We start from the raw sequence: 21853 nt of genomic DNA, 5'->3' as shown, positions 1-21853 counted from the left end.
CAAAAATTGAATGTTGATTATAAAAATTTAATAATAACAAAAACTATCGCATGAAAAAACTTTAGGGGTTAGTTGTAGTGCCTTACTTTGTAAACCTTTAAGATAATAACGCTTATTATTTTTATGCGAAAGTCGGGTTAATACGGAATGGAAAGAAGCCATTGAAAATTACAATATGATTGATGTAGTCGAAGCCATGTGCCGTGCGGCATTGATGAGAACGGAAACAAGGGGTCAGCATTACCGGTCGGATTTTGACAAAAGGGATAATAAAAACTGGCTGTGTAATATTACTGTTAAACTGGTAAACGGGAACATGCAACTTGAGAAAAAACCGATTGTATGTCTGGACTACACCCCGGAGCAGGTAATAAAATTCATAGACAATAAATTTGCCCTACTACAAGACTTATAAGGTTTGAATACTTGAATTATAGGCCCCTTTTTATCGATCAGGATTTGTGCTGCTTTATTTCTTTCGTCCATACATGATTCCCAGCTTGTTCATTTTTCCTCTCAAGGTACTGGGAAGTACGCCAAGAAGCTTAGCTGCACCATACGGGCCGCTGATTCTGCCGTGGGTTGCTTCAAGCGCGGTTTTAATATGACGGGTGCATATCTCGTCCAGGCTGAGTATTTTGCCGCCTTCATTATCATTGGTTGATATATTCTCAACCTGTGGAAAAACAAAATGATCAAAATTCAGCAAACCGCCATTATATTGGATCAGAGCCCTTTCCACCACATTTTCAAGTTCACGCACGTTTCCCTTCCAGGGATAATCCATCATCCGTTCAACAGCGCCCGGTACAATCTGAGGAATACTGCGAAAATTCAGCTCTCTTGATTTACGTTTCAAAAAATGTTCAATAAGTAGCGGAATATCTGATTTTCGCTGCCTCAAAGGAGGAATAATTATAGGAAAGACATTCAGCCTGTACCAAAGGTCCTCGCGGAATTTATTGTTTACCATTAATTGTTCCAGGTTGCGGTGAGTGGCGGTAATTATCCTGACATCCACGGCTATTGTTTCGGTTCCGCCAACACGCTCCATTTCCTTTTGCTGTAGCACTCTTAGTAAACGTACCTGCGCCTGCATGGGAAGATCCCCGATTTCATCCAAAAATATTGTTCCTCCATGCGCCCGTTCAAAACGTCCTCTTTTTTTAGAAACCGCACCTGTAAAAGCTCCTTTTTCATGCCCGAAGAGTTCGCTGTCTATCAGGCCTTCCGGGATGGCGCCGCTGTTTACTTTAATGAAGGGTCCGTTTTTACGTGGAGAAGCATAATGAATGGCATTTGCAATTACTTCCTTTCCTACTCCGGTTTCCCCTAAAAGCAATACAGGGTTGTCTCTTGGCGCTACTTGCTGCACCATATCCATAACATTCTTTAAGCCTGTTTGAGCACCTACAATTTCGTCTCCGGCCAGTTGGCGCAATTCCCGGGACAGATAGCGGTTATCGTCTGCCAGCATATCTTTGAGTTTTATAACTTCTTCATGCCTTAAGTTGTTAGACATGGCCACAACAAACGGATCATGTAGCATCGACAACAATCTTGCATGTGTATTCAAATAGCGGTTTTGCCCCCCTGCCCTTAAAACCAAAACTCCCATCCTGTCACCCTCCGGCAGCAAGGGAAAGATCATTACCGAAGATTTGGGAAAGGCAACGTCATCTGATAAGCGATGCGCAGCCATGTGATTTAAAATCATAACTTTTTTCGGCGTAAGACCCTGCTTCTGCTGCTTGTCGCTAAGAATACGCGGCAAAGGAATGATCGTGTCCATTGTTTTTGTTCCGGCAGTATCGGTATGAGCAATGGCTCGTATGTTTTTAAACTCTTTATCAAGTAACCCCATCCAAATTTCTTCTAAGGGAATATAATCCTTCAGATACTCAAAGCAGTTTCTCAAGCTATGATCGATCTCAAGACTGCCGCAGATACGAATAGTAACCTGATGAAAAAACTCTTTTTCGTTAATCTTCATTTTTAGTATATTTCCAATTCATAATGCCTGTATTAATTCAGGTTTTGGGATAAATGCTATATTTGGCACATCAATATTATAAATTGCCAAATAGCGCAATAATTATTCTAAATAACGCATTAAATATAATATATTTAATAATTGCAACTTTGAATACTATCTAACTACTTATTATTTTTTGTTATAATATTATTGGCATGATATAAGCTATACAATACAAATATGATCACCGGCAAGAAAACCAAAGATGTCACTATTTGCAAAAAGGGGGATGTAAAATGTCAGTTAAAATTGGAGAAATGAAAAATGCAGGTCCATATTACGGCAAGACCCTTGATGAACTTGGGGAAATGGAGTGGAGACCCGAAGAGGAGCGCCTGATAGAGCGCTATTGCGAAAAAATCCATAAGAACATCAGCCAGGAAGAGATGACACCCATGGAGCGCTTCAAAGCCACATGTGAGGGTGCCGATAGAGATCGTTTGTTCGTGGAAGCCTATTTCTATAGTACTTATACCATGAGGATCTACGATGCATTTTCCGGAGCTTTAAAGGCTATAGATGCCTATTCTTTTCCCCAACTATTAATACTGTCCCATCTTGCCTGCATTGCTCGTTTCAATCCTGACAATTTACATATCGGTGGCTTCAGTTACGGAGAGAATATGTTCGGTGCTCCCGCTATGATGATAGAAGACGGTAGTCCGGTATTTCTTATGCCAATGCCCATAAAGACAATAGAGGACATGGAAGGCCTGGAAGCACCCGATCCCACTAAGTACGGACTTTTTCCTCAGCTTTTGTGGACTCTTCGTGAGGTCAGGCGGATATTCGACAAATACGAGTTAAGCGGAAAACTGCCTATTGAGGCGGAGTGCTGTGGGTCAGCGGAGCATTTAGCGATGCATGCGATGTTAGGGTACGAGGAATTCATAAGGGCGATGCGAAATAATCCCGATCTTATCAAAGCTACCATAAAACTGGGCACTGATTTTCTGATCAGCCTGGGCAAGGCATTGTTTGAAATAGGAAAAGTGGATATGGCCGACTTGCCTGAGAATACAGGCATGTTTCCCACCAAAGGCTATGAGTGGGTTGCGGACGAGTTTGCAAGGCTCGGCAAGGCTGTGCAGACCGCTGCCGGCCCGGCACCGTTTGTTCACGGCATGGTGTTTGATAAATGCTACGAATGGCTGCAAGTCTTTTGGGACGCCGGAGCTTTGGGTCCGGATAGCTTTGATGCAGTTATTGTCGCAGGTATAGAAAACTACGAAAGAGCAATTGATTTTTGCAAAGAGCATGATCTGCGGGTCGGATCAAGTCCGGTGGCTGAACTTAGTGTAAAAGGCCCGGCATCCGCAATCGAAGAGAATTACAAGAAACGCTGCTCCATTTTAAAGAATGCAAAAAAAGGCTATGTGGGGGCCGGCCCCATTGATTATTGGACACCACCTGAATTTATGGACGTCACCATAAAAGCGGCCAAGGAATATGGAAAGTTCTGAGAACACAACCCAAATTCGGGTAACCCCGAACATAAGAATTTATACCTTTTAAATATCTATCTATACAACAGAAAGGAGATTCAAAAATGGCAAAACATGATGTGGTTGTAATTGGAGCAGGGCATAACGGGCTTGTTGTAGGCGCCTACCTGGCCAAGGCAGGTATGGATGTTTGTGTTGTGGAAAGAGCCGACTACGCAGGAGGAGCTGTTAATACAAAGGAAATTACAGTACCGGGTTTTAAACATGACTGTTGTGGCACAGGACATTTCGTGATACAGTATAACCCGCTTATTGTTCATGATGAGCTGAAGCTAATGTCCAAATTCGGTTTAAAATATATTTATCCGGAAGCGCCTGTTGCAAACATATACCCCGATGACACGAACATCATGTTATATGCCGATCTTGACAAGACATGCCAGTCTATTGCCAAGTTTTCGGAAAAGGATGCTGAAGTCTACCGGCAGTATATCAAGAATTGCAAGCAGATTATCGATATGTTGATTCCGGGGATGTTTTCACCGCCTGTTCCGCTTGGACCTTTTTTTGCGCAGCTTGACGCAAGTCCGCTTGGACAATCTCTGCTTAACAGCTTTTTCATGAGTGCCTGGGATGTTATTGACGATATGTTCGAACATGATAAAACCAAGCTTTTCATGGCAAAAATGATTACAGAACCGCTTGTCGGCCCTGAAGAAAAGGGGACCGGTATGAATCTATTCATATCTCTTCCTATTTTACACTACTATCCTGTGGGCTTACCTGAAGGTGGTTCCGGTGAGCTTTCAAATTCTCTGGTTCGTTGCCTAGAGTCTCATGGAGGTCAGGTCAGATTAAACAGTGAGGTCAAAAAAATAACCATCAAGTCCGGAAGAGCCACAGGCGTTGTGCTGGCATCCGGAGAAGAGATAGAAGCAAGAAAAGCAATAGTAGCCAACCTTGATCCCAGGATTGTATTTCCACAAATGATAAGCGATGTTGAACCGGATTTTTTGCACAAAGTTCAAGGCATTAAAAATCCCAGTTTTTCCGTATTAATAAGCCATTTTGCACTTAACGAGGCTCCCAAGTTTAAGGCCGGAGATGAAGTCTTAAATGGCCACAGCATAGAACCGCTCCCATGGTTGGAAGACTTCAGGCGTGGTTATGATTCCTTACGGTATGGAGAAATACCAACTTCCATACAGCCTCTTGTTTGCGTACAAAGTTATCATGATCCAACACGTGCTCCGAAAGGTAAGCACGTTATGTATCTTTCACATTATGTACCATGGAATCTAAAGGACGGGGGGCCTGAAAAATGGGATGAAATTAAGGAAAAAGTAGCCGATTTTATTCTTGATGAGATGCAAAAATATACTACCAATATGAATTCCGAAAATATAATTCTCCGTAAGGTGCACAGTCCTATGGACTATGTGAGAATGAACCCGAATCTTTACAATGCATCCATAGACGGACCGGGAGTCTTTTTAAATCAGATGTTTTCTCACAGACCAATAGCCGAGCTTGGTCAATTGCGCGGGCCTTTTGAAGGTCTCTATTGGTCCGGACATGCTTTCCATCCGGCCGGAGCCATTTCCGGAGCAGGAAGAAATACTGTACAGATGATCATGGCGGATTTGGATATGGAATTTGATGATGTAATTGCATAAGAATTGCAGAAAACATTTAAGAAAAGGATCAACCTATGGGCATGAAGATGTATGATTCATACAAAAACGTCATGATGGACATTTCCTCTCTTAAACGAAAAGGAGATGATATAGTGATGAAAGGTACGCTAATGGGTACTATGCCGTCAACCATATATGTCAAACCTGAAGAAGTCTGGAATGCGATAAAAATGCTTTCCTGGCCGATAATCAGTTATCTTCCGATGATGGTTATAAAGGGTTGGAAGTTGTCTAAAAGATCAAAGTAGCTAAAAAGGAGATAAGATACAATGGGAGAATACGATGTAATTGTAATAGGTGCCGGACATAATGGTCTTACTGTTGCCGGATATCTTGCAAAAGCAGGCTTAAATGTCTGTGTTCTGGAACGAGCCGGTTTTATAGGAGGTGAGGCAATTACCAGAGAACTTACTGTGCCTGGTTTTAAACATGATCGTTCTTCTTCGATACATGGCCTTATTCATGCTAACCCTCTTCTTCTTAATGATGAATTGGGACTATTATCCAAACACGGGCTTAAGTATATTTTTCCTGATTCAAGCATGTCTTACATATTTCCTGATGAAACTTCTATGGTCAGCTATGAGGATCTTGACAGAACCTGTCAGCAAATTGCACAGTTTTCTGAAAAAGATGCCGATACCTATCGTAGTTTCTGTGAAGCAAGCAAACCAATGCTCAATATGCTTGTAGAAGGAATGTTCAATCCGCCGGCGCCTCTTGGTGAATTTTATGCCCAGCTTGATCGAAGCCCAGAGGGCCAACAGATTTTCAAACGTCTGTTCATGAGTGGCTACGATATTGTAACCAGGTTATTTGAACATGAGAAAACAAGAGTTTCACTTTTAAAGTTTATGAGTGAACCTATGGTTGCTCCCGAAGATAAAGGTACTGCTTTTTATCTATACGTGGCTATACCCTTAAGTCATTATTTTCCTCACGGGATACCGGTTGGAGGCTCAGGCATGCTTTCGGAAGCCATGGGAAGCGCCATAAAAGCCTTTGGAGGTACCATTAAAGTTGCCAGTGAAGTAAAAAAGATTACTGTTAAAGGCGGCAGGGCAACTGGGGTGGTTCTGGCTTCCGGAGAAGAGATAAGCGCCCGTCGTGCAATTGTTGCAAACATTGATCCGAGACTGGTCTTTCCTCATATGGTTTCCGAAACAGACAAGGGTCTGATTGAACGGCTATCTGAAATTCAGGATATTCCATTTTCCGCTATCTTACAGCATATAGCATTAAACGAGGCACCGAAATGGAAAGCGGGCAAAGATATAGGTAAGTCTATGAGCATAGAACCTTTATGCTGGCTGGATAATTTAAGGCATTTATTTGACGAACTAAGATACGGCTTGATTCCTTCACCTGAAAATCTTGCTCCATGCGTTTTCTGTACTACGGTGTTTGACCCGACACGCGCGCCGGCCGGTAAGCATACTCTGTATTTATGGCACTACATGCCATATTACCTTAAAGATGGCGGACCTGGGAAATGGGATGAAATAAAAACACAAGTCGCTGATATGGTACTTGATAAAATGAGGTTACATACAACCAATATGGGACCTGAAAATATAATAGCACGAACTATATATTCTCCCATTGATTATGAAAGGATGAATCCAAACATAGTAAACGGATCAGTGCTTGGGCCCGGTGCTTATCTTCATCAGTTCTTTTCTCACAGACCCATACCCGAGCTGGGTCAATACCGGACTCCTATAGAGGGTCTGTATATGAGCGGTCAGGCCTTCCATCCCGGAGGATCAATCACCGGCGGAGGCAGGGCTACCGTTCAGACAATTATGGCAGACCTTAAAATAAATTTTTCCGATGTTATAAAGTAATAAAATCAAACAATGACTTTCATCGATATGAAAATATGTATCAAGTGCACTGGTTGCATAGATATCTGTCCGGAATCAGCTCTTTTTCTGGGAGAAGATGCTGCAATAAAGTGTGACGCTGATAAATGTACAATTTGCGGTGATTGTGTGGATTTTTGCCCGGTAGTTGCTATAAGTATCAACGATTGACTTATAGCAATTGCCATAAATCTGTTCCGTTCGCATACGCACCCATAACCAAACAATTACAAATTTAATCGGAATATTATTTTAACAAACACTATAATGATATAACACTGCTTATACCACAGATTTTTTACATGATAATTATGGTTTTGCAAAAACCCCAAAGCCGTCATGCCGGACTTGATCCGGTATCCAGAACCCAATCAAATTACTGGTTAGCGCTAAAGCTTCACTTCGTGCCCGGCTTTCGCCGGAATGACGAAAGTGGTTTTTTCGATTGTAAATGAACCAAACAATAATAAGTTAATCAAATGTAAGCGTTTAATTAACTACACTCACAGAGCAAAGTCGATAAGTTTTTTCTGGTCAATTTTCTGGGGCAGCAGTTTTTCATAGTCAGCAGTGGTTTTGGCAAGTGGCAGGTAATTAAATATGTATCGTAAATAACTATACGGCTCCAATCCGTTTGCTTTTGCTGTTTCTATCAGGCTGAAATATATTGCACTGGCTTTGGCTCCTCTTGGATGGCCTGAAAACAGCCAGTTCTTTCTGCCGACAACAAACGGGCGTATCGCGTTTTCAGCAAGATTGTTGTCAGGTTTCAGCCTGCCGTCTTCTATATAAACAATTAGCTTGCTCCATTGATTGAGAGTATAACTCATAGCTTGTCCAAGTAAACCTTTTGGCGGGCATTGATAACTTCTACAAATTTTCTGCGTACGTGTGTCCAGCATCCAACAAGAATGATACCGGCTTTCCGGCCAAGAGCATCATAGCCTGAATACGCATCTGTCTGCACATATCCATTGCGCAGCCACAGGTACAGACTTTTTCTTCATCGCTTAAATCATGGATAACATCGACCCGTGGAAGATTTTGGGGTAAGGGCTTGCGGCCAGTCTTTTTCCTTTTGTGTGAAGGAATAATAATTGTTTCTTCTTCCGGAAGTTCTTGCTCAACAATTTCTTCCAATTCATCGAACAACTGAAGCTGTGTATCATCAATATCAATATGTTTTTCTGATTTCCGGCCAAATAGTTTTGATCTGAGATATCGATTTTTTTCTTCAAGAAATTGAATACGAAGCTGAAAAAAATCAATCGTTTTAGATTTTGAAACAATGATTTCTTTAAGTTCGTCAATACTGTCCGGAAGTTGTTGTGTGCTCAAATCCATAAAGCTTACATACTACAACTGGAAGACTTTATAAAGTATTTTCTTTAAAAAAATGCTATATTAATGTAGAATATGAAAGTTTTTTATGCCCACGAATCTGATGAAATTCTAATCCGTCAAGAAGCCAGTTTAGTTCTCTTTGACCAATCCTTAAAATTTCATCTTTTACTTCCGGCCATATGAATTTTTGTTTTTCAAGCCGTTTGTACCAAATACAAAAACCATTTCTGTCCCAGTAGAGTATCTTTATTATATCACGTCTGCGATTACAAAAAACAAACAGGTGCCCTGAAAAAGGATCAAGGTCAAGCGAATCCTCAATAAGAATGGAAAGTCCGTTAATTGATTTACGCATATCAGTATTGCCAAGAGCAAGATATACCTGAGTATGTGATGGAAACATCATCAGGATTCTAAAACCCGCAACAGTTTAATAAGCGTAGCGGATTCAAATCCGTTGCAAATCTCTATCCGGTATTTATCATAGACTGTCAGGCATATTGCCGCAGATGGTTTGAAAATATCAGCTTTCAAATTTACAGGAACAATTGAGACCGGTGCTTTAATATATTTTTTCTTCCAGTAATAAAAAGATTTGATTGATAAATTGTGAAGTCTGCAAAAATTTGCCTGAGACAGATCACTCTCCTCCCATGCTTTGATATACTTGCGCCATTGACTACGCTTTATTTTAATCTGGTCTTTTATAACCTCATCTGCCATGCTAAATCCTCCTTGTGAATTTTGGAGGCATCATGACATAATCTGAATGGTTTGTGAAGATGGGGTTAATTAAGCGCTTACAGTCAAATAAATTTTTAAGAAAAAGCTAAATTCGGTTACCCTGTTTTTCTATTTAAGTTGTATTGAGTTTATTATTGTTTTATTGTAGCATAAAAGTAGTTTGAATTTCTTTCTTGAATTCACAAGAAAGAATTTAACTCTTTTTGAAAGCGGGAAAAGCTGTCTTTTTCCCATCACTTGAGCTGAATTTAAGCTGTTTCCTCCCCAACAGGACTTTGGGTTAAGCACATTTAGTCTATTGAGCCAGTTCCAAAACGTCCCTTTTTGGCCGATCTCTGTGTTGGGTGAAAATTATAATCCTCGAAATACTCCATGTATTCCTGCGGTTAAAATTTTCACCCGCCTTGACCTTGACCAAACTGAAACGTTTTGAAAGTGGCTCTAATCAATGATTGATTTAAATATGTGAAGGATACGGATGAAAAAAAGTAAAATATTTATCCTCCTGTTTATTGTAATTATGCTAGTTGTTTTTTACATGGCCGGGCTTCAGCAGTATCTTTCTCTTGACTACCTTAAGCTCCGATTAAGTGAATTTATCGACTATTACAATTCCCACAAACTTTTTGTCATATCTGCCTATGCATCAATTTATATATTGGTTACAGCTTTAGCACTTCCAGGGGCTGCCGTTATGACACTTGCCGGCGGCGCTATTTTCGGCGTTTATATCGGAACCGCAGTTGTCTCAATCGCATCTACTACCGGAGCAGCTCTTTCTTTTGCTGGTGCAAGGTATCTGTTTCGTGAATGGATAGAAACTAAGTACAAAACTAATCTAGTAAAATTCAGCGAAGGTATTGAAAAAAATACTTTTAGCTATATCTTGTTTCTAAGGCTTGTTCCATTATTTCCATTTTTTGTAATCAATCTCGTGCTTGGACTAACAAGGGTAAAGTTTAAAACCTACGTACTTACAAGCTGGATCGGTATGCTTCCCGGCACTTTTGTTTTTATTTACGCAGGGAAACAACTTGCAGGAATTGATTCTGTAAAATCCGTAATGTCTGGGCGGGTATTGCTGGCTTTATCCATGCTGGGACTGCTTATGCTGGTTCCTTTGTTTTACGAAAAAATTAAATCCAAAATGCTCAAATAGTTATAAATTTGTATTTAAGGGGGCTTGCGTGAAACATGATTATCAAATTGCAGTAATCGGAGGAGGAAGCGCCGGTCTATCCACAGCTGCCGGAGCTGCCGGACTTGGAGCAAAAGTTGTGCTTATAGAGCGCGATAAAATGGGTGGGGAATGCTTAAACAACGGCTGTGTTCCTTCAAAAGCATTTTTGCGCTGCGCCCATCAGGCGGCAGAAATCAAGCATTGTGCAAAATACGGAATAAGAGCTTCTTTCGAAGGAGTCGATATGAAAGCCCTTATGCAAAGAGTACACAGCGTGATCAGAGAAATTGAACCCCATGATTCTGCCCAAAGGTTTACAAGCCTTGGCGTTGATATAATATCCGGCCAGGCTCAGATTACCGGAACACACAGTATACAAGTCGGAGAAAGAGAATTAAACGCAAAGTACATTGTTATCGCAACGGGTTCCGAAGCAATAGTTCCGCCAATTAAAGGGCTTAAAGAAACAAAGCACTATACAAACCGCAATATCTTTTCTCTTGATTATTTACCGAAAAAACTTGTGATACTGGGCGGAGGCCCTATTGGGCTTGAGCTCGGACAGGGATTTCGTCATCTTGGCTCCGAAGTAACAGTTATCGACATGGCTCCAAAGCTTTTCATGAAAGATGATCACGAAGTTGGCCCTTTGATGGAAAAAATCATGCGTTTAGAAGGTATGGAGTTTTACCTGGGCGCAAAGATTGTGGAAATTATACAAAATGGTGAATCAACTTTTGTGCGCATCAATAAAGATGGAAAAGATATAGACATAGCTTTTGACACTCTTCTTGTTGCACTTGGAAGGGCGGCTGTTACAAACGGTCTTGGCCTTGCTGCTGCCGGAATTGCTACCGATAAGAGAGGCTATATAATAACAAATGAGCGCCAGCAATCCAACGTACCTTCAATATATGCCTGCGGGGATATCTGCGGACCTTTCCAGTTTACACATATGGCCGGATACCAGGCGGGAATTATTCTTAGAAACATTATATTTAAATTTCCTGCAAAGGTTGATTATTCCACTGTACCCTGGGTAACTTATGCAATGCCGGAAGTAGCCCATGCAGGTTATACTGAAGATATGGCAAGAGAAAAAGGATTGCTGGGAGATATTTTACTTGAAAACCTTTCTGAGATCGACAGGGCAAAAACGGAAGATGATACGCAAGGATTCATAAAAATTATAATGGATAAAAAAAAGCGTATTATCGGAACCACTATTGTAAGCAAAAAAGCAGGTGAAATGATTGGACTTTCGTCTATGGCAATAAAACAAAAGGTAAAGGCTACATATTTTATGAATATGATCATCCCCTACCCTACCGAATCCGAAATTTATGCTCTGGCATCCAGAAATATTGCTAAACAATCTTTGAAACCCTGGATGAAAAAAATTATAAAGATGCTGATATAAAAAAAGGGCCTCGATACGACGGATATAAGTTCGACCCATCCGGGTTGAACTGCCTTCCGGTGATACGGAAATTCTTATCACGTCTTTTCTTGATCAAAATCAATTTGATTATGATGTTTTTGCCGACAGTAGTTTTGTGTTTGGAATTATTCAGTCATTAATCTTTGTTCGTATCTTGAGGCATATTATCGTTTATCATCTGCTCCATAATTTGCTTATTTTGCATATTAGTGAACTTCTTTTGCAGGCTGAAATCAAATAAAAATGAAGCGGAAGCTGCAAAAATAACTGAAGTTAGCATAGCTGCAAACCATGTTTTTAAAACATTCCAGGATAATAATGGAGAGGTTTTTCCAAAAAATTCTTTCAGGATCAAAACATCATTTTTTTTAAGAATATATATGCATACATACAGGTTTATAGCATCAATAATATATAATGCTGAACACATAATGCAAATAGCTTTAAGCACCACGAATGATATAATAGCTTCATAAACACAGAACAGTACCATAAGAACAAGCACAAGAAATATATATGTATATGCCGCCTTTAAGGCTTTTATGCGGAATAAATGAGCATTTAGCAAAAATGCTAATACGAATAGATGTGCAAACAAGCCTAGCGTTGCCACGGGTATGCCCATAAATCGAGACTCATCGCTTTTAGCGATCTTATCACAGTCAAAGGTTTCATTAATTGCACAGAAACTTTTGGTAGTAGGTTGTAAGATATTGATATAATGGTGATGATAAGTAAGGTATGCAGTATTAACAATACCTAATAGCATGAGCCAGATCAATGTGGCTGCCCAATGTCTATAAAGCCCTTGTTTCCTAACGGATTGAGATTTTTCTATGGCCATAAATATCTTTCGTTTTTCCTGATTTTAAATAAAAAAAATAATAAGCATTATGAGTTTTATACAATATTTTGTAATTAGTAATGAACCTGATCCAATGCCAAAGTATTGTACCACTTTATATAATAATCAACTAAAAACCTAAAATAGTAAAGCACCAAAACAAATAAAGTGAGTAACACTATTAAATTATAAAACTATGGTAACTTGGTAGCAGACAAATATTATTTTGGATATCTTTATAGGATAAGGGCCCTTCGTTAAATTATATTTTCAGATTAATATTTAAGGTCATATACTAAAATCTGAATAGATATAGCTATTAAGTGGGACATATATTAGGCTAAGTTTCATAATAGGTTTTAGATTATTACCGTGTAACTGAAGTTTTAAACTTATTTATCAGATGCAAAGAATATTATCAAGAAGTAATTTTGCAATAATTCCTAAAATCTTCAAAATTAGATATAATTAATCTTTGTACAACGACTCCGGCTTTACTTGTATCCGAGGGAATAAGCATCAATATTCAATAAGATAAACATTGATCAAGGAGTGTAAATTAACCTTGACAAGTTAATTTACAACTAATAAATAATGATTAGTAGATAATAATAGTTATTTGTAAATAATGTTTATAATTTGAGAAATATTATGAGTAAATATACTGATAATTCGAAAGATCCTAAAAAGCGTTTAAGCGAGATGCTTGAAAAGCTTAAATTCAGAAATTTTCGTATTACACCACAGAGATATGCAGTACTAAGCATTTTAGCTGCAAGCAAAGACCATCCGGGTGTTGATCAAATTCATGAAGGAGTTAAGGCCAGGTTTCCGACTACGAGCATAGCAACTGTTTATAAAACAGTTGCTATGCTTAAAGAACAGGGAGAGGTTTCGGAACTTGGTTTTCATGACAGCAACAACAGATACGATGGCAGCAGACCATATCCTCACCCTCATATGATTTGCACAAAATGCAAAAATATAATGGATCTGGAGCTCTCAACTCTTGATGAATTCAGCAGGGAAATGGCTAAGAAAACAGGATATAAAATAGATTCGCACCGGCTGGACTTTTATGGCTTTTGTCCTGACTGTCAGAAAAAGGAGTAAACTATTTTGCACGGTTTTTTGAATTAAAGTTGAAAACAATTTTTTGTATATTAAAATGATAATATTTATTACTTTAAAAACCATAGATGGTTGTTATTACCAAAACAAAAAGAAAGAAAGAAAGAAAGAAAGGAGGATTCACAATGAAAAAGGGTAAAAAGAAACTTACCACTGCCGTAGGCGCACCCGTTGTCGATAATCAGAATGTAATAACTGCCGGGCCACGCGGACCACAGTTGCTCCAGGATGTCTGGTTTTTAGAAAAACTAGCTCATTTTGACCGCGAAGTTATCCCGGAACGCCGTATGCATGCCAAGGGTTCCGGTGCATATGGCACTTTTACAGTAACACATAATATAACCCAGTATACCAAAGCAAAAATATTTTCCAAGGTAGGGAAAAAGACTGAGATGTTTTCTCGGTTTTCTACAGTTGCCGGTGAACGTGGCGCTGCCGATGCAGAACGAGACATCCGTGGTTTTGCTCTTAAGTTTTATACCGAAGAAGGGAATTGGGACCTGGTTGGCAATAATACGCCAGTTTTTTTTCTGCGTGATCCTTTAAAGTTCCCCGATCTCAACCATGCAGTAAAGCGCGATCCGCGAACTAATATGCGCAGCTCGGGTAACAACTGGGATTTCTGGACATCCCTGCCGGAAGCTTTGCATCAAGTCACAATTGTTATGAGCGACCGTGGCATTCCATATTCTTACCGCCATATGCATGGCTTTGGCAGCCACACATTCAGTTTTATCAATGCTAAAAACAAACGGTTCTGGGTTAAGTTTCATTTTAGAACCCAGCAGGAAATTCGTAATATTACCAACGAAGAAGCTGCTAAAACAATCGGCAAATGCAGGGAAAGCAACCAGCGGGATTTATATGAGAGTATAGAAAAAAAAGACTTTCCTAAATGGACTATGTTTGTCCAGATTATGCCAGAAGAGGAAGCGACTACCTGTCCATATAATCCTTTTGATCTGACAAAGGTTTGGTTTCATAAGGACTATCCGCTTATTGAGGTTGGGGTTATGGAATTAAATCGTAATCCTGAAAATTATTTTGCGGAAGTTGAACAATCAGCCTTCAATCCGGCAAGTGTAGTGCCTGGTATAGGCTTTTCGCCTGACAAGATGCTTCAGGGAAGGCTTTTTTCTTATGCTGATGCCCAACGTTATAGGCTCGGTGTAAATCATAATATGATTCCGGTAAATGCTCCACGTTGCCCGGTTCATAGCTATCATCGGGATGGTTTGATGCGTGTTGACGGCAATCATGGAAGCACATTGGCTTATGAACCCAACAGCTACGGCGAGTGGCAGGAACAGCCTGATTTTTCCGAACCTCCTCTTAGTATAGAAGGCGCAGCAGATCATTGGAATCATCGGGAAGATGATGATTATTACAGTCAGCCCGGCAAGTTGTTTCGCCTTATGAATGCTAAACAAAAAAAGGCGCTTTTTGGAAACACAGCAAGTGCCATGGGTGATGCGCCTATAGAAATCAAAATTCGGCATATCGGAAACTGCCTGAAAGCCGATCCTGCTTATGGCAAAGGGGTAGCCCAGGCGCTTGGCATTCCACTGAGCAAAATCCCGAAATAAACTTATAGCGGGGTTTTACATAGCTGGAAAAGATTCCCAATTTCAAGCCGCACAAAGTAAAGCATAGATTCCCGGCTACTTACAGCCTGGAATCTTCTAATTGCGTAGATAATTATCAGTATCAGAATTTCAAACATTGACTTCGAGGCTGCTGATAATTGCTTATCTTCACGAATAAGCTTCTGTGCTTTTTTTTAAAGTTACCTCTATGTCCATGTTTTCTATGTTCATTCAGTTCAGTTTCTGTGTTATAATTATTTACTAAAATGATTATAACACAGGTTTTGAAAACGAATTTTTTCGCTGAATAGTTACTTAGATTTTATCTCCATATAAATCTATTGTTGGTTTAATACCGTATTTTTTCATCCGTTTCCAAATTGTGACCCGGCTTATGCCCAAAACCCTGGCAGCTTCGGACTGATTTCCGTTGGCTTCTTGAAGAATCTTTATGAGCTTTTCACGTTCCACCGAATCGTCCTGGGAGCAGATTGCTGATTTTGAACCCGCTCCTTTGACTTTTAAAATTTTTAGTGGTAAATGTTGTTTTCCAATTGCTCCGCCGGAGCAGAGGACAAATGCATATTCGATAGCGTTTCTAAGTTCTCTTATATTTCCCGGCCAAGAATAGGAGGAGAAGATTTCCATTACTTCAGGCGTGATACCCAGAATTTTTTTGCCGCTCCGGATAGAATTTTGCTTGATAAAACTTTGAACGATAAATGGAATATCTTCCATCCTTTCCGAAAGAGTCGGGCAATGGAGCGGAAAAACATTGATGCGAAAAAACAAGTCTTCCCGGAAAAGCCCATCGGCAATCAATTGTTCAAGGTTTTTGTTTGTTGCAGTAATTATATGCACATTAACAGGAATAGGGTTATGGTCGCCGACCCTTTCAATTTCTTTTTCCTCTAAGACCCGAAGAAGCTTTACCTGAATCGAAAGGGGTATGTCACCGATTTCATCCAGAAATATGGTGCCTTCATGGGCAGCCTCGAAACGTCCGATTCTCGTTTTATCGGCTCCGGTATAAGCGCCTTTAATATGACCGAAGAGTTCGCTTTCCAGAAGATTTTCATTTAAAGCCGCACAATTTACTTTTACAAAAGGTTTTTCACAACGAGCACTGGCCTGATGAATTGCCCTTGCCACCATTTCTTTGCCCGTACCGCTTTGACCCTGAATCATGACCGGAGCGTCCGACTGGGCAACATTATCAATCAGTTCAAACATATTCTGCATAATTACAGATTTGCCAAGTATCCCGTAATAACCATCATCCAAGTGATATGTTTTTCTTAAAGATACAATTTCTTGTTGTTGGCGCACCAATTGTGAAACATCGGTCAGGGTTTCTACGGCGCCAATTATCTCACCGTCTTTATCATGCAGAACGGTCGCGCTTTTGATAATGTGTACAGTGCGGCGATCTTTATGAGTCATCAAACATTTCTTGTTTTTACTTTTGCCCTTTACAAAAAGTTTGCACCATACTTCCCCGGGACCCCCTCCTTTAATTTTGCATCCCGTGCAGTTTAAAATACGGCAAGACTTACCGATAAGTTCTTTGGATGAATATCCTGTCAAACGCTCAGCCGCAGGATTTGCGGACATAATATTACCTTCCGGATCGATCACCAAAACTCCGTCCTGTATGGTTTCTATGATCGTTTCCCAGTGCTTTCCGATATCCATAACGATTTTCTCCCCAATCTGAAGTTTTTATAAAGAATGAATACATTACAACATAAGGATCAATATATTATCAGCAGAGATGGTGATATGCAGCTCTATTTTCTAAGTTAATCTTATAAGGTTTTTACTTCAAAATTAAGAAATAACAATTACATAAAAAATTACAAAATATTTGCAGTTCCATTTTTTATGTGTTAATCTATATCAGTTTTCAAATGGTTCTTTCGCCTTAATCTCAAACTTTTTTTGGGCCTTTCCTTAAGGAAGAACCTATAATCACTTTCCAAATATTGCACCCTGTAACGGTTGAACCTCTTGGGGTCGCACTAACAGAGCTGTTGGTCTGATGCATGAAATTAAACGGATAAAAAATTATCGTTTAATTGTAAACCTGTAAAGTTAACACCTGTTAACATAACAATAAAACTAAATAATGCAAGAAAAAACAAGATAGTAAAATGCATTATCATTTCAGTCAATTAGCTATTTACTTATCGTTTTATTTTCATTTGGTACAATCATTGCTCTGGTGATCTGTTACTGCTGGTACCGGGTGTTGATAATATGTCGGGTTCATATTGGATGCACTAACCATGCACCTGCCTCAAAAGTATCGGGTAAAGTCATACACTTAAAAAGGAGGGAAAATTGAAACAGAAAAAAAAATTAAGGGTAAAAATTTTTGCTGAAATCTTTAGTCTGCTCTTTATGTTGTCTCTGTTTTCAGTATCTGATGTTTTTGCTGAAAATGAAATTCAGACTCTTAAAGAGCAACTTCAGACCATGTCTCAACAAATGGAGGAACTCCAGAAAAGAATTGAAGCTATGGAGACAACAGAGTCTGAAAAAAAGGACCAGATCAAAGAGATGGATAGCCGGCTCAACAAGGCTGAACTTCATACGGCCACCGACAAAATCTCATTTGGCATTGATTTAAGAACCAGAGCCGAAAGCATTCACTACCAGGATCTCAGAGTGGCACCGACCTCTCTGACAAACGGTTTTTTTGTCAACGCTTCAGCAGGCGGCTTTAATGGTGCAACACTTGCACAGGCTCAAGCGGGTATTGCTGGTATGATAGCAGGCGGTATGGTTCCGCCTGTTGAGCAATACAATATTAACAATGACATCATTTACACCAACAGGATCCGTTTGGAAATGAAAGCCAAAGTTAATGACAACCTTGCTTTTGCCGGTCGTTTAGCAACATACAAGGTATATGGTGACAGCACCGGTGTCAAATTCAACCATGGAAGCCTTGGAGACGCTACATTTGACGGCAATACATCAACCCTGCCCCACGGAGACACTATTCGTCTTGAACGGGCATATTTTAATTATAAAAACTATATGGGATCAGTGCCGTTTAACCTGTCTTTAGGTCGTCGCCCCTCCACAGAAGGTCCACCGCTTGAATACCGTAACAACGGCCTTGAGGGCGGATCACCCGTAGCTACTCTTATTAACTGGCAATTTGATGGTGCTTCTTTAAGCTTTGGTTTAGAGGATGCCACAAACATTCCCGGTTTTGAATTAAAATTCTGCTATGGTTTGGGTTTTGAAAGCGAATATGGCAACAGCGCTTCATTGAGCAGTACTGCGGATGTAGATGATGTCCATATGGCCGGTTTTATTGCAACGCTTTTTAATAACGATACAACCAGCGCAGTATTTAATTATGCCTATGCATGGGATGTTACCGACGGTTTTACGGGTCTAACGGTTATGCCGTTTATCGCCTATAAAGACGATAGTAACAATGATGGTGTTAATGAGTATTATTTTCAAAAAAATTATGGGGGTTTTATCAGCAGACTTGAGCCAACTAGTAATATCGGTGACTGGCAAGCTGCTTCATTACTTGTAAGATCAAATCTTACTGAGAAATTTGATAAAGATATCGATTTCTTTATATCCGGTTCATGGAGTCATACGGACCCATCACAGATCTCGGAAAATCCATTTTATGAGATTATGGGTCAGGGTCTTTTGAGTTCCAACGGAGACTTGAAAAGCCGGGATGGATACATGATCTATGTGGGGGCTATTTTCCCCATGCCGCTGGATGCCAAGGTTGGCCTGGAATATAACTATGGATCAAAATACTGGTTTAATTTTACCGGTGCCGAAGATTCACTTATCGGCAGCAAACTTGCTACCCGTGGACAGGTATATGAAATCTATTATAACCAGCCTATAGTCGGCCGAAATTTTTTCATACAACTTGGCGGTCAGTACTATGATTATGACTATACCGGAAGTGGAAATCCATTGGGTGAGCCGGTTAGAATCAATAAATTAACTTCTTTTGATGCCTTATTCCCGGTTGTCGACAAGGTATGGAATGCTTATCTGTCGGCTACATTACGTTGGTAGCATAAAGGGGGCAGATTTATTTGCCCCCTGTTTTTTCCATGCAAGCAAGTAAAGTCTTGCATTTTACCCTCCATCCATTAAGCCCTCTCTCCACGGAGAGAGGGTGGATGGAGCGGATATCAAGATATTGTTAAAAAATTCATTGACCCGGAATCTATAGTGGACCCTATGAATATGAAAACGAAAATACGAAAATACTACATTGCTGTTTTTGAACAGGAATGGCCCTCATGGCTGGCTGGTATATTAGTTGCCATCATTGCGCTTATGATGTTCCTTTGGCAGAGTCCCTGGGGAATTGCAGCAGGTTTAAATAACTGGGGTGACTGGTTGTACTATCTTGTGGGAGCATACAAAGAACGTCCTGTGGCATCCTGGCTTCATCCGGTTTCACTGTCCGATGCCGGTATCGTAATCGGAGCCTTTGTTTCAGCACTTATGGCACGTCAATTTAAAATCCATCCGGCGCCCAAGCTTGAATATGCAAAAGGCATAGCAGGCGGAATACTTATGGGCGCCGGTGCTTCAATGGCCAAGGGTTGTAATGTGGGCGGCTTCTTTTCTGCCGTTGCCATGATGTCGGCAGGCGGATTTGCAATGATGATCGGCCTGGGTGCAGGTGCATGGGTGGGACTACGTTATTTGCTCTGGGAAATGGAGCATATTCCGAGCCAGACGGTTTATGCAAAACCAAAAGATGCAACAAAAGCCAAGACTTTTGATTGGCTAAAAATCCAACCGTATATAGGGGTGGTGGTGGCCATCGGTATAGTCGTTGTTTTTTATACCTATGCATTTTTAAACAAGACCCAGTTAGGAGGATGGCTTTTTTTCGGCTTTTTAATCGGTATGGTGATGCATCGTTCGCGATTTTGTTTTGTGCGCCCCTTTCGTGATCCATTCATGACCGGTGAGGCGAAAATGGTAAAAGTGGTGGCGATTAGTATTATCATTTATTTTACGGGAACAGCTGTAATCAAATGGGCGTATCTCCAGGAGCCGTCTATGGGTGTTTACCATCCTTTTGTTTTAGGCAGCTTGATGGGTGGTTTTATTTTCGGTATCGGGATGATTCTGGCCGGAGGTTGTGCCAGTGGTACTTTATGGCGTGTGGGTGAAGGGCAAACCAAGCTTATGGTGACTCTGGTGACATTTGTGCTGACCAATTCACTGGTTTCTAAAGTTTTGCTTAACAGCAACCTGTATAAAAAGCTTGGCCAGGACATGTTTATACCGGATATACTTACCTGGCAAATTACTATACCTTTTATGTTGGTGTTTTTTCTGGTCTGGGTTCTGGTTGCCATGTGGAATGAAGAAACGGAAAAATTTGTTATATTTTGATAACAGGAAAGAGGAGTTATATTTATGGATCTTGAAAATATTCAACCAAACAATGTCTTAGACACCCGTGGCCTTACTTGCCCCATGCCGCTTTTAAAAACAAAAAAAGCCTTAAAAGAAATGGCATCCGGTGAAATTCTGGAAATTCTTGGAACTGATCCGGGATCAAAAAAGGACATTCCTGATTTTGGAAATAAAGGGGGAAACCAGTTTGTCGGCATGCTGGATACTTCAGAAGGCCACACAAGATATTTTATTAAAAAGGGGTAAAAGTCAATCATGAAAAAAGTTGCAGTTATCATCAAAGATACAGATCAACAGTATGAGGGGCTTCGGACCAGCCTCGGTCTTTTGCTTGAGGACACAAACGTTCAGATGTTTGTTCTTCACCATGAAATTGCCAACATGGATGAAGCATATAGTGACAATATGGAATTTTTAGATGAAATGGAAGGTGAAAGGTTTTCAAATAATTCTGCCAATGTGGAAAAATACGGCTTTAAATATATTACCCTGGCGGATGTGGGTGTAAAAATCCGTGAAGCTGACCTTGTAATACCATTTTAAAGGATAATAAAATGAAAGTACTTAATATTCTAAGATCAGAACCGGATGAAACCGTTGAAAAACTTGGCGAAGCTGTTTCCAAAGAGAATCAGTCATCCGTTATAATGCTATATGAAGGCAATGTTGACTGGGAAGGGCTTGTAGATGATATATTTCTACATGATAAGGTTATTTGCTGGTGGTAGGAAGTTAATGACATCAATATCAATTTTAGTAAGGAGTAAAGGCTATGGCTGATACGCTGGGTATTCTTGTAAATACAGACAAGCATCTTGATTATGTTGTCAACCTGACACGGGCCGCACATTTGAAAGGAAAAGATGTTCATATATTTTTTACAGGAAAGGGTGTGCTTCTTACGCTTAAACCTGATTTTAAGAAACTGGTGGGAAAAGCAAAACTGGCAATATGTGACGTCAGTTTCAGAGCTAATGGGCTGCACGGGCGTGAAGATGAGGTTCCCGGCGTTGGGTTCAAAGATTTTGCCACCCAGGCAAAAAATGCTGAAATGGTGGCCAACATGGATCGATATGTGGTTTTTTAATTAAAATCCTAAGCA

The 21853-nt window shown here is 40.1% G+C and carries 20 protein-coding genes and 2 pseudogenes; 16 read left to right on the top strand and 6 right to left on the bottom strand.

Annotation, left to right across the window (positions count from 1 at the left end; translation table 11 throughout):
* The first annotated feature begins 130 nt into the window (after positions 1 to 130).
* Positions 131 to 415, top strand: a pseudogene (locus tag KKC46_16150) (hypothetical protein).
* A gap of 54 nt (positions 416 to 469) precedes the next feature.
* Here the strand turns inward: KKC46_16150 and KKC46_16145 are convergent.
* Entirely contained in the window at positions 470 to 1993 is a 1524-nt protein-coding gene (locus KKC46_16145; protein ID MBU1055332.1) for a sigma-54 dependent transcriptional regulator, read from the bottom strand.
* Positions 1994 to 2271: 278 nt separating this feature from the next.
* Here KKC46_16145 and KKC46_16140 point away from each other — a divergent pair, with 278 nt between their 5' ends.
* The 5 genes from KKC46_16140 to KKC46_16120 all read left to right on the top strand — a co-directional run bounded on the left by KKC46_16140 (position 2272) and on the right by KKC46_16120 (position 7213).
* Positions 2272 to 3498, top strand: coding sequence for a hypothetical protein (locus KKC46_16140; protein ID MBU1055331.1), 1227 nt, complete (start codon positions 2272 to 2274; stop codon positions 3496 to 3498).
* 86 nt (positions 3499 to 3584) lie between these two features.
* The gene (locus KKC46_16135) at positions 3585 to 5156 is read left to right on the top strand and encodes an NAD(P)/FAD-dependent oxidoreductase (protein ID MBU1055330.1); all 1572 of its coding nucleotides are present in this window, start codon (positions 3585 to 3587) and stop codon (positions 5154 to 5156) included.
* A gap of 35 nt (positions 5157 to 5191) precedes the next feature.
* The gene (locus KKC46_16130; protein MBU1055329.1) at positions 5192 to 5425 is read left to right on the top strand and encodes a hypothetical protein; all 234 of its coding nucleotides are present in this window, start codon (positions 5192 to 5194) and stop codon (positions 5423 to 5425) included.
* Positions 5426 to 5446: 21 nt separating this feature from the next.
* Complete coding sequence (locus tag KKC46_16125) at positions 5447 to 7024, top strand: NAD(P)/FAD-dependent oxidoreductase (GenBank protein ID MBU1055328.1); 1578 nt, start codon at positions 5447 to 5449, stop codon at positions 7022 to 7024.
* A 12-nt stretch (positions 7025 to 7036) separates the two neighbouring features.
* Positions 7037 to 7213 (top strand): 4Fe-4S binding protein, encoded by a 177-nt coding sequence (locus KKC46_16120; GenBank protein ID MBU1055327.1) that lies wholly within the window; start codon positions 7037 to 7039, stop codon positions 7211 to 7213.
* Positions 7214 to 7545: 332 nt separating this feature from the next.
* On the opposite strand, the pseudogene KKC46_16115 reads toward KKC46_16120, so the two are convergent.
* The 3 genes and pseudogenes from KKC46_16115 to KKC46_16105 all read right to left on the bottom strand — a co-directional run bounded on the left by KKC46_16115 (position 7546) and on the right by KKC46_16105 (position 9109).
* A pseudogene (locus tag KKC46_16115) lies at positions 7546 to 8386 on the bottom strand (transposase).
* Positions 8387 to 8441: 55 nt separating this feature from the next.
* Complete coding sequence (tnpB, locus tag KKC46_16110; protein MBU1055326.1) at positions 8442 to 8792, bottom strand: IS66 family insertion sequence element accessory protein TnpB; 351 nt, start codon at positions 8790 to 8792, stop codon at positions 8442 to 8444.
* Positions 8792 to 9109 carry a hypothetical protein gene (locus KKC46_16105; GenBank protein MBU1055325.1) on the bottom strand — a complete coding sequence of 106 codons (318 nt, stop codon included), beginning with the start codon at positions 9107 to 9109 and terminating at the stop codon, positions 8792 to 8794. Before KKC46_16105 ends, tnpB begins: the two co-directional genes overlap by 1 nt.
* A 499-nt stretch (positions 9110 to 9608) precedes the next feature.
* On the opposite strand from KKC46_16105, the gene KKC46_16100 reads away from it, so the two are divergent.
* Positions 9609 to 10289, top strand: coding sequence for a TVP38/TMEM64 family protein (locus tag KKC46_16100; protein ID MBU1055324.1), 681 nt, complete (start codon positions 9609 to 9611; stop codon positions 10287 to 10289).
* Positions 10290 to 10317: 28 nt separating this feature from the next.
* Positions 10318 to 11730, top strand: coding sequence for an FAD-dependent oxidoreductase (locus KKC46_16095; GenBank protein ID MBU1055323.1), 1413 nt, complete (start codon positions 10318 to 10320; stop codon positions 11728 to 11730).
* A 157-nt stretch (positions 11731 to 11887) separates the two neighbouring features.
* On the opposite strand, the gene KKC46_16090 is transcribed toward KKC46_16095, so the two are convergent.
* On the bottom strand, positions 11888 to 12595 hold the full coding sequence (locus KKC46_16090) for a hypothetical protein (protein ID MBU1055322.1): 708 nt from the start codon (positions 12593 to 12595) through the stop codon (positions 11888 to 11890).
* Between the two features lie 651 nt (positions 12596 to 13246).
* Here KKC46_16090 and KKC46_16085 point away from each other — a divergent pair.
* Together KKC46_16085 and KKC46_16080 are read left to right on the top strand one after the other, a co-directional pair.
* Positions 13247 to 13708, top strand: a complete 462-nt coding sequence (locus KKC46_16085) for a transcriptional repressor (protein MBU1055321.1) — start codon at positions 13247 to 13249, stop codon at positions 13706 to 13708.
* A 143-nt stretch (positions 13709 to 13851) separates the two neighbouring features.
* Positions 13852 to 15312, top strand: a complete 1461-nt coding sequence (locus KKC46_16080) for a catalase (protein ID MBU1055320.1) — start codon at positions 13852 to 13854, stop codon at positions 15310 to 15312.
* A 315-nt stretch (positions 15313 to 15627) separates the two neighbouring features.
* Here the strand turns inward: KKC46_16080 and KKC46_16075 are convergent, their stop codons facing one another.
* Entirely contained in the window at positions 15628 to 17007 is a 1380-nt protein-coding gene (locus KKC46_16075) for a sigma 54-interacting transcriptional regulator (GenBank protein ID MBU1055319.1), read from the bottom strand.
* 648 nt (positions 17008 to 17655) lie between these two features.
* Here KKC46_16075 and KKC46_16070 point away from each other — a divergent pair.
* The 6 genes from KKC46_16070 (at position 17656) to KKC46_16045 (ending at position 21838) form a co-directional block, all read left to right on the top strand.
* Positions 17656 to 19383, top strand: coding sequence for a DUF3373 family protein (locus KKC46_16070; protein MBU1055318.1), 1728 nt, complete (start codon positions 17656 to 17658; stop codon positions 19381 to 19383).
* A 168-nt stretch (positions 19384 to 19551) separates the two neighbouring features.
* Positions 19552 to 20727 carry a YeeE/YedE family protein gene (locus KKC46_16065; GenBank protein MBU1055317.1) on the top strand — a complete coding sequence of 392 codons (1176 nt, stop codon included), beginning with the start codon at positions 19552 to 19554 and terminating at the stop codon, positions 20725 to 20727.
* A 24-nt stretch (positions 20728 to 20751) separates the two neighbouring features.
* Complete coding sequence (locus KKC46_16060) at positions 20752 to 20997, top strand: sulfurtransferase TusA family protein (protein MBU1055316.1); 246 nt, start codon at positions 20752 to 20754, stop codon at positions 20995 to 20997.
* A 9-nt stretch (positions 20998 to 21006) separates the two neighbouring features.
* Positions 21007 to 21294, top strand: coding sequence for a hypothetical protein (locus tag KKC46_16055; GenBank protein ID MBU1055315.1), 288 nt, complete (start codon positions 21007 to 21009; stop codon positions 21292 to 21294).
* 11 nt (positions 21295 to 21305) lie between these two features.
* The gene (locus KKC46_16050) at positions 21306 to 21479 is read left to right on the top strand and encodes a hypothetical protein (GenBank protein MBU1055314.1); all 174 of its coding nucleotides are present in this window, start codon (positions 21306 to 21308) and stop codon (positions 21477 to 21479) included.
* Between the two features lie 44 nt (positions 21480 to 21523).
* Complete coding sequence (locus KKC46_16045; GenBank protein ID MBU1055313.1) at positions 21524 to 21838, top strand: DsrE family protein; 315 nt, start codon at positions 21524 to 21526, stop codon at positions 21836 to 21838.
* Positions 21839 to 21853: the final 15 nt, after the last annotated feature.

It is taken from the genome of Pseudomonadota bacterium (genome assembly GCA_018817425.1).
Taxonomy (GTDB): domain Bacteria; phylum Desulfobacterota; class Desulfobacteria; order Desulfobacterales; family RPRI01; genus RPRI01.
This window is presented reverse-complemented; position numbering and strand designations above follow the sequence as displayed.

Coding starts and splice junctions, on each gene's coding strand:
- tnpB (MBU1055326.1), bottom strand. CDS start 8,792: ATGATGTTTCCATCACATACTCAGGTATATCTTGCTCTTGGCAATACT.
- KKC46_16140 (MBU1055331.1), top strand. CDS start 2,272: ATGTCAGTTAAAATTGGAGAAATGAAAAATGCAGGTCCATATTACGGC.
- KKC46_16080 (MBU1055320.1), top strand. CDS start 13,852: ATGAAAAAGGGTAAAAAGAAACTTACCACTGCCGTAGGCGCACCCGTT.
- KKC46_16090 (MBU1055322.1), bottom strand. CDS start 12,595: ATGGCCATAGAAAAATCTCAATCCGTTAGGAAACAAGGGCTTTATAGA.
- KKC46_16065 (MBU1055317.1), top strand. CDS start 19,552: ATGAATATGAAAACGAAAATACGAAAATACTACATTGCTGTTTTTGAA.
- KKC46_16135 (MBU1055330.1), top strand. CDS start 3,585: ATGGCAAAACATGATGTGGTTGTAATTGGAGCAGGGCATAACGGGCTT.
- KKC46_16075 (MBU1055319.1), bottom strand. CDS start 17,007: ATGGATATCGGAAAGCACTGGGAAACGATCATAGAAACCATACAGGAC.
- KKC46_16120 (MBU1055327.1), top strand. CDS start 7,037: ATGACTTTCATCGATATGAAAATATGTATCAAGTGCACTGGTTGCATA.
- KKC46_16100 (MBU1055324.1), top strand. CDS start 9,609: ATGAAAAAAAGTAAAATATTTATCCTCCTGTTTATTGTAATTATGCTA.
- KKC46_16130 (MBU1055329.1), top strand. CDS start 5,192: ATGGGCATGAAGATGTATGATTCATACAAAAACGTCATGATGGACATT.
- KKC46_16125 (MBU1055328.1), top strand. CDS start 5,447: ATGGGAGAATACGATGTAATTGTAATAGGTGCCGGACATAATGGTCTT.
- KKC46_16045 (MBU1055313.1), top strand. CDS start 21,524: ATGGCTGATACGCTGGGTATTCTTGTAAATACAGACAAGCATCTTGAT.
- KKC46_16085 (MBU1055321.1), top strand. CDS start 13,247: ATGAGTAAATATACTGATAATTCGAAAGATCCTAAAAAGCGTTTAAGC.
- KKC46_16145 (MBU1055332.1), bottom strand. CDS start 1,993: ATGAAGATTAACGAAAAAGAGTTTTTTCATCAGGTTACTATTCGTATC.
- KKC46_16050 (MBU1055314.1), top strand. CDS start 21,306: ATGAAAGTACTTAATATTCTAAGATCAGAACCGGATGAAACCGTTGAA.
- KKC46_16055 (MBU1055315.1), top strand. CDS start 21,007: ATGAAAAAAGTTGCAGTTATCATCAAAGATACAGATCAACAGTATGAG.
- KKC46_16105 (MBU1055325.1), bottom strand. CDS start 9,109: ATGGCAGATGAGGTTATAAAAGACCAGATTAAAATAAAGCGTAGTCAA.
- KKC46_16060 (MBU1055316.1), top strand. CDS start 20,752: ATGGATCTTGAAAATATTCAACCAAACAATGTCTTAGACACCCGTGGC.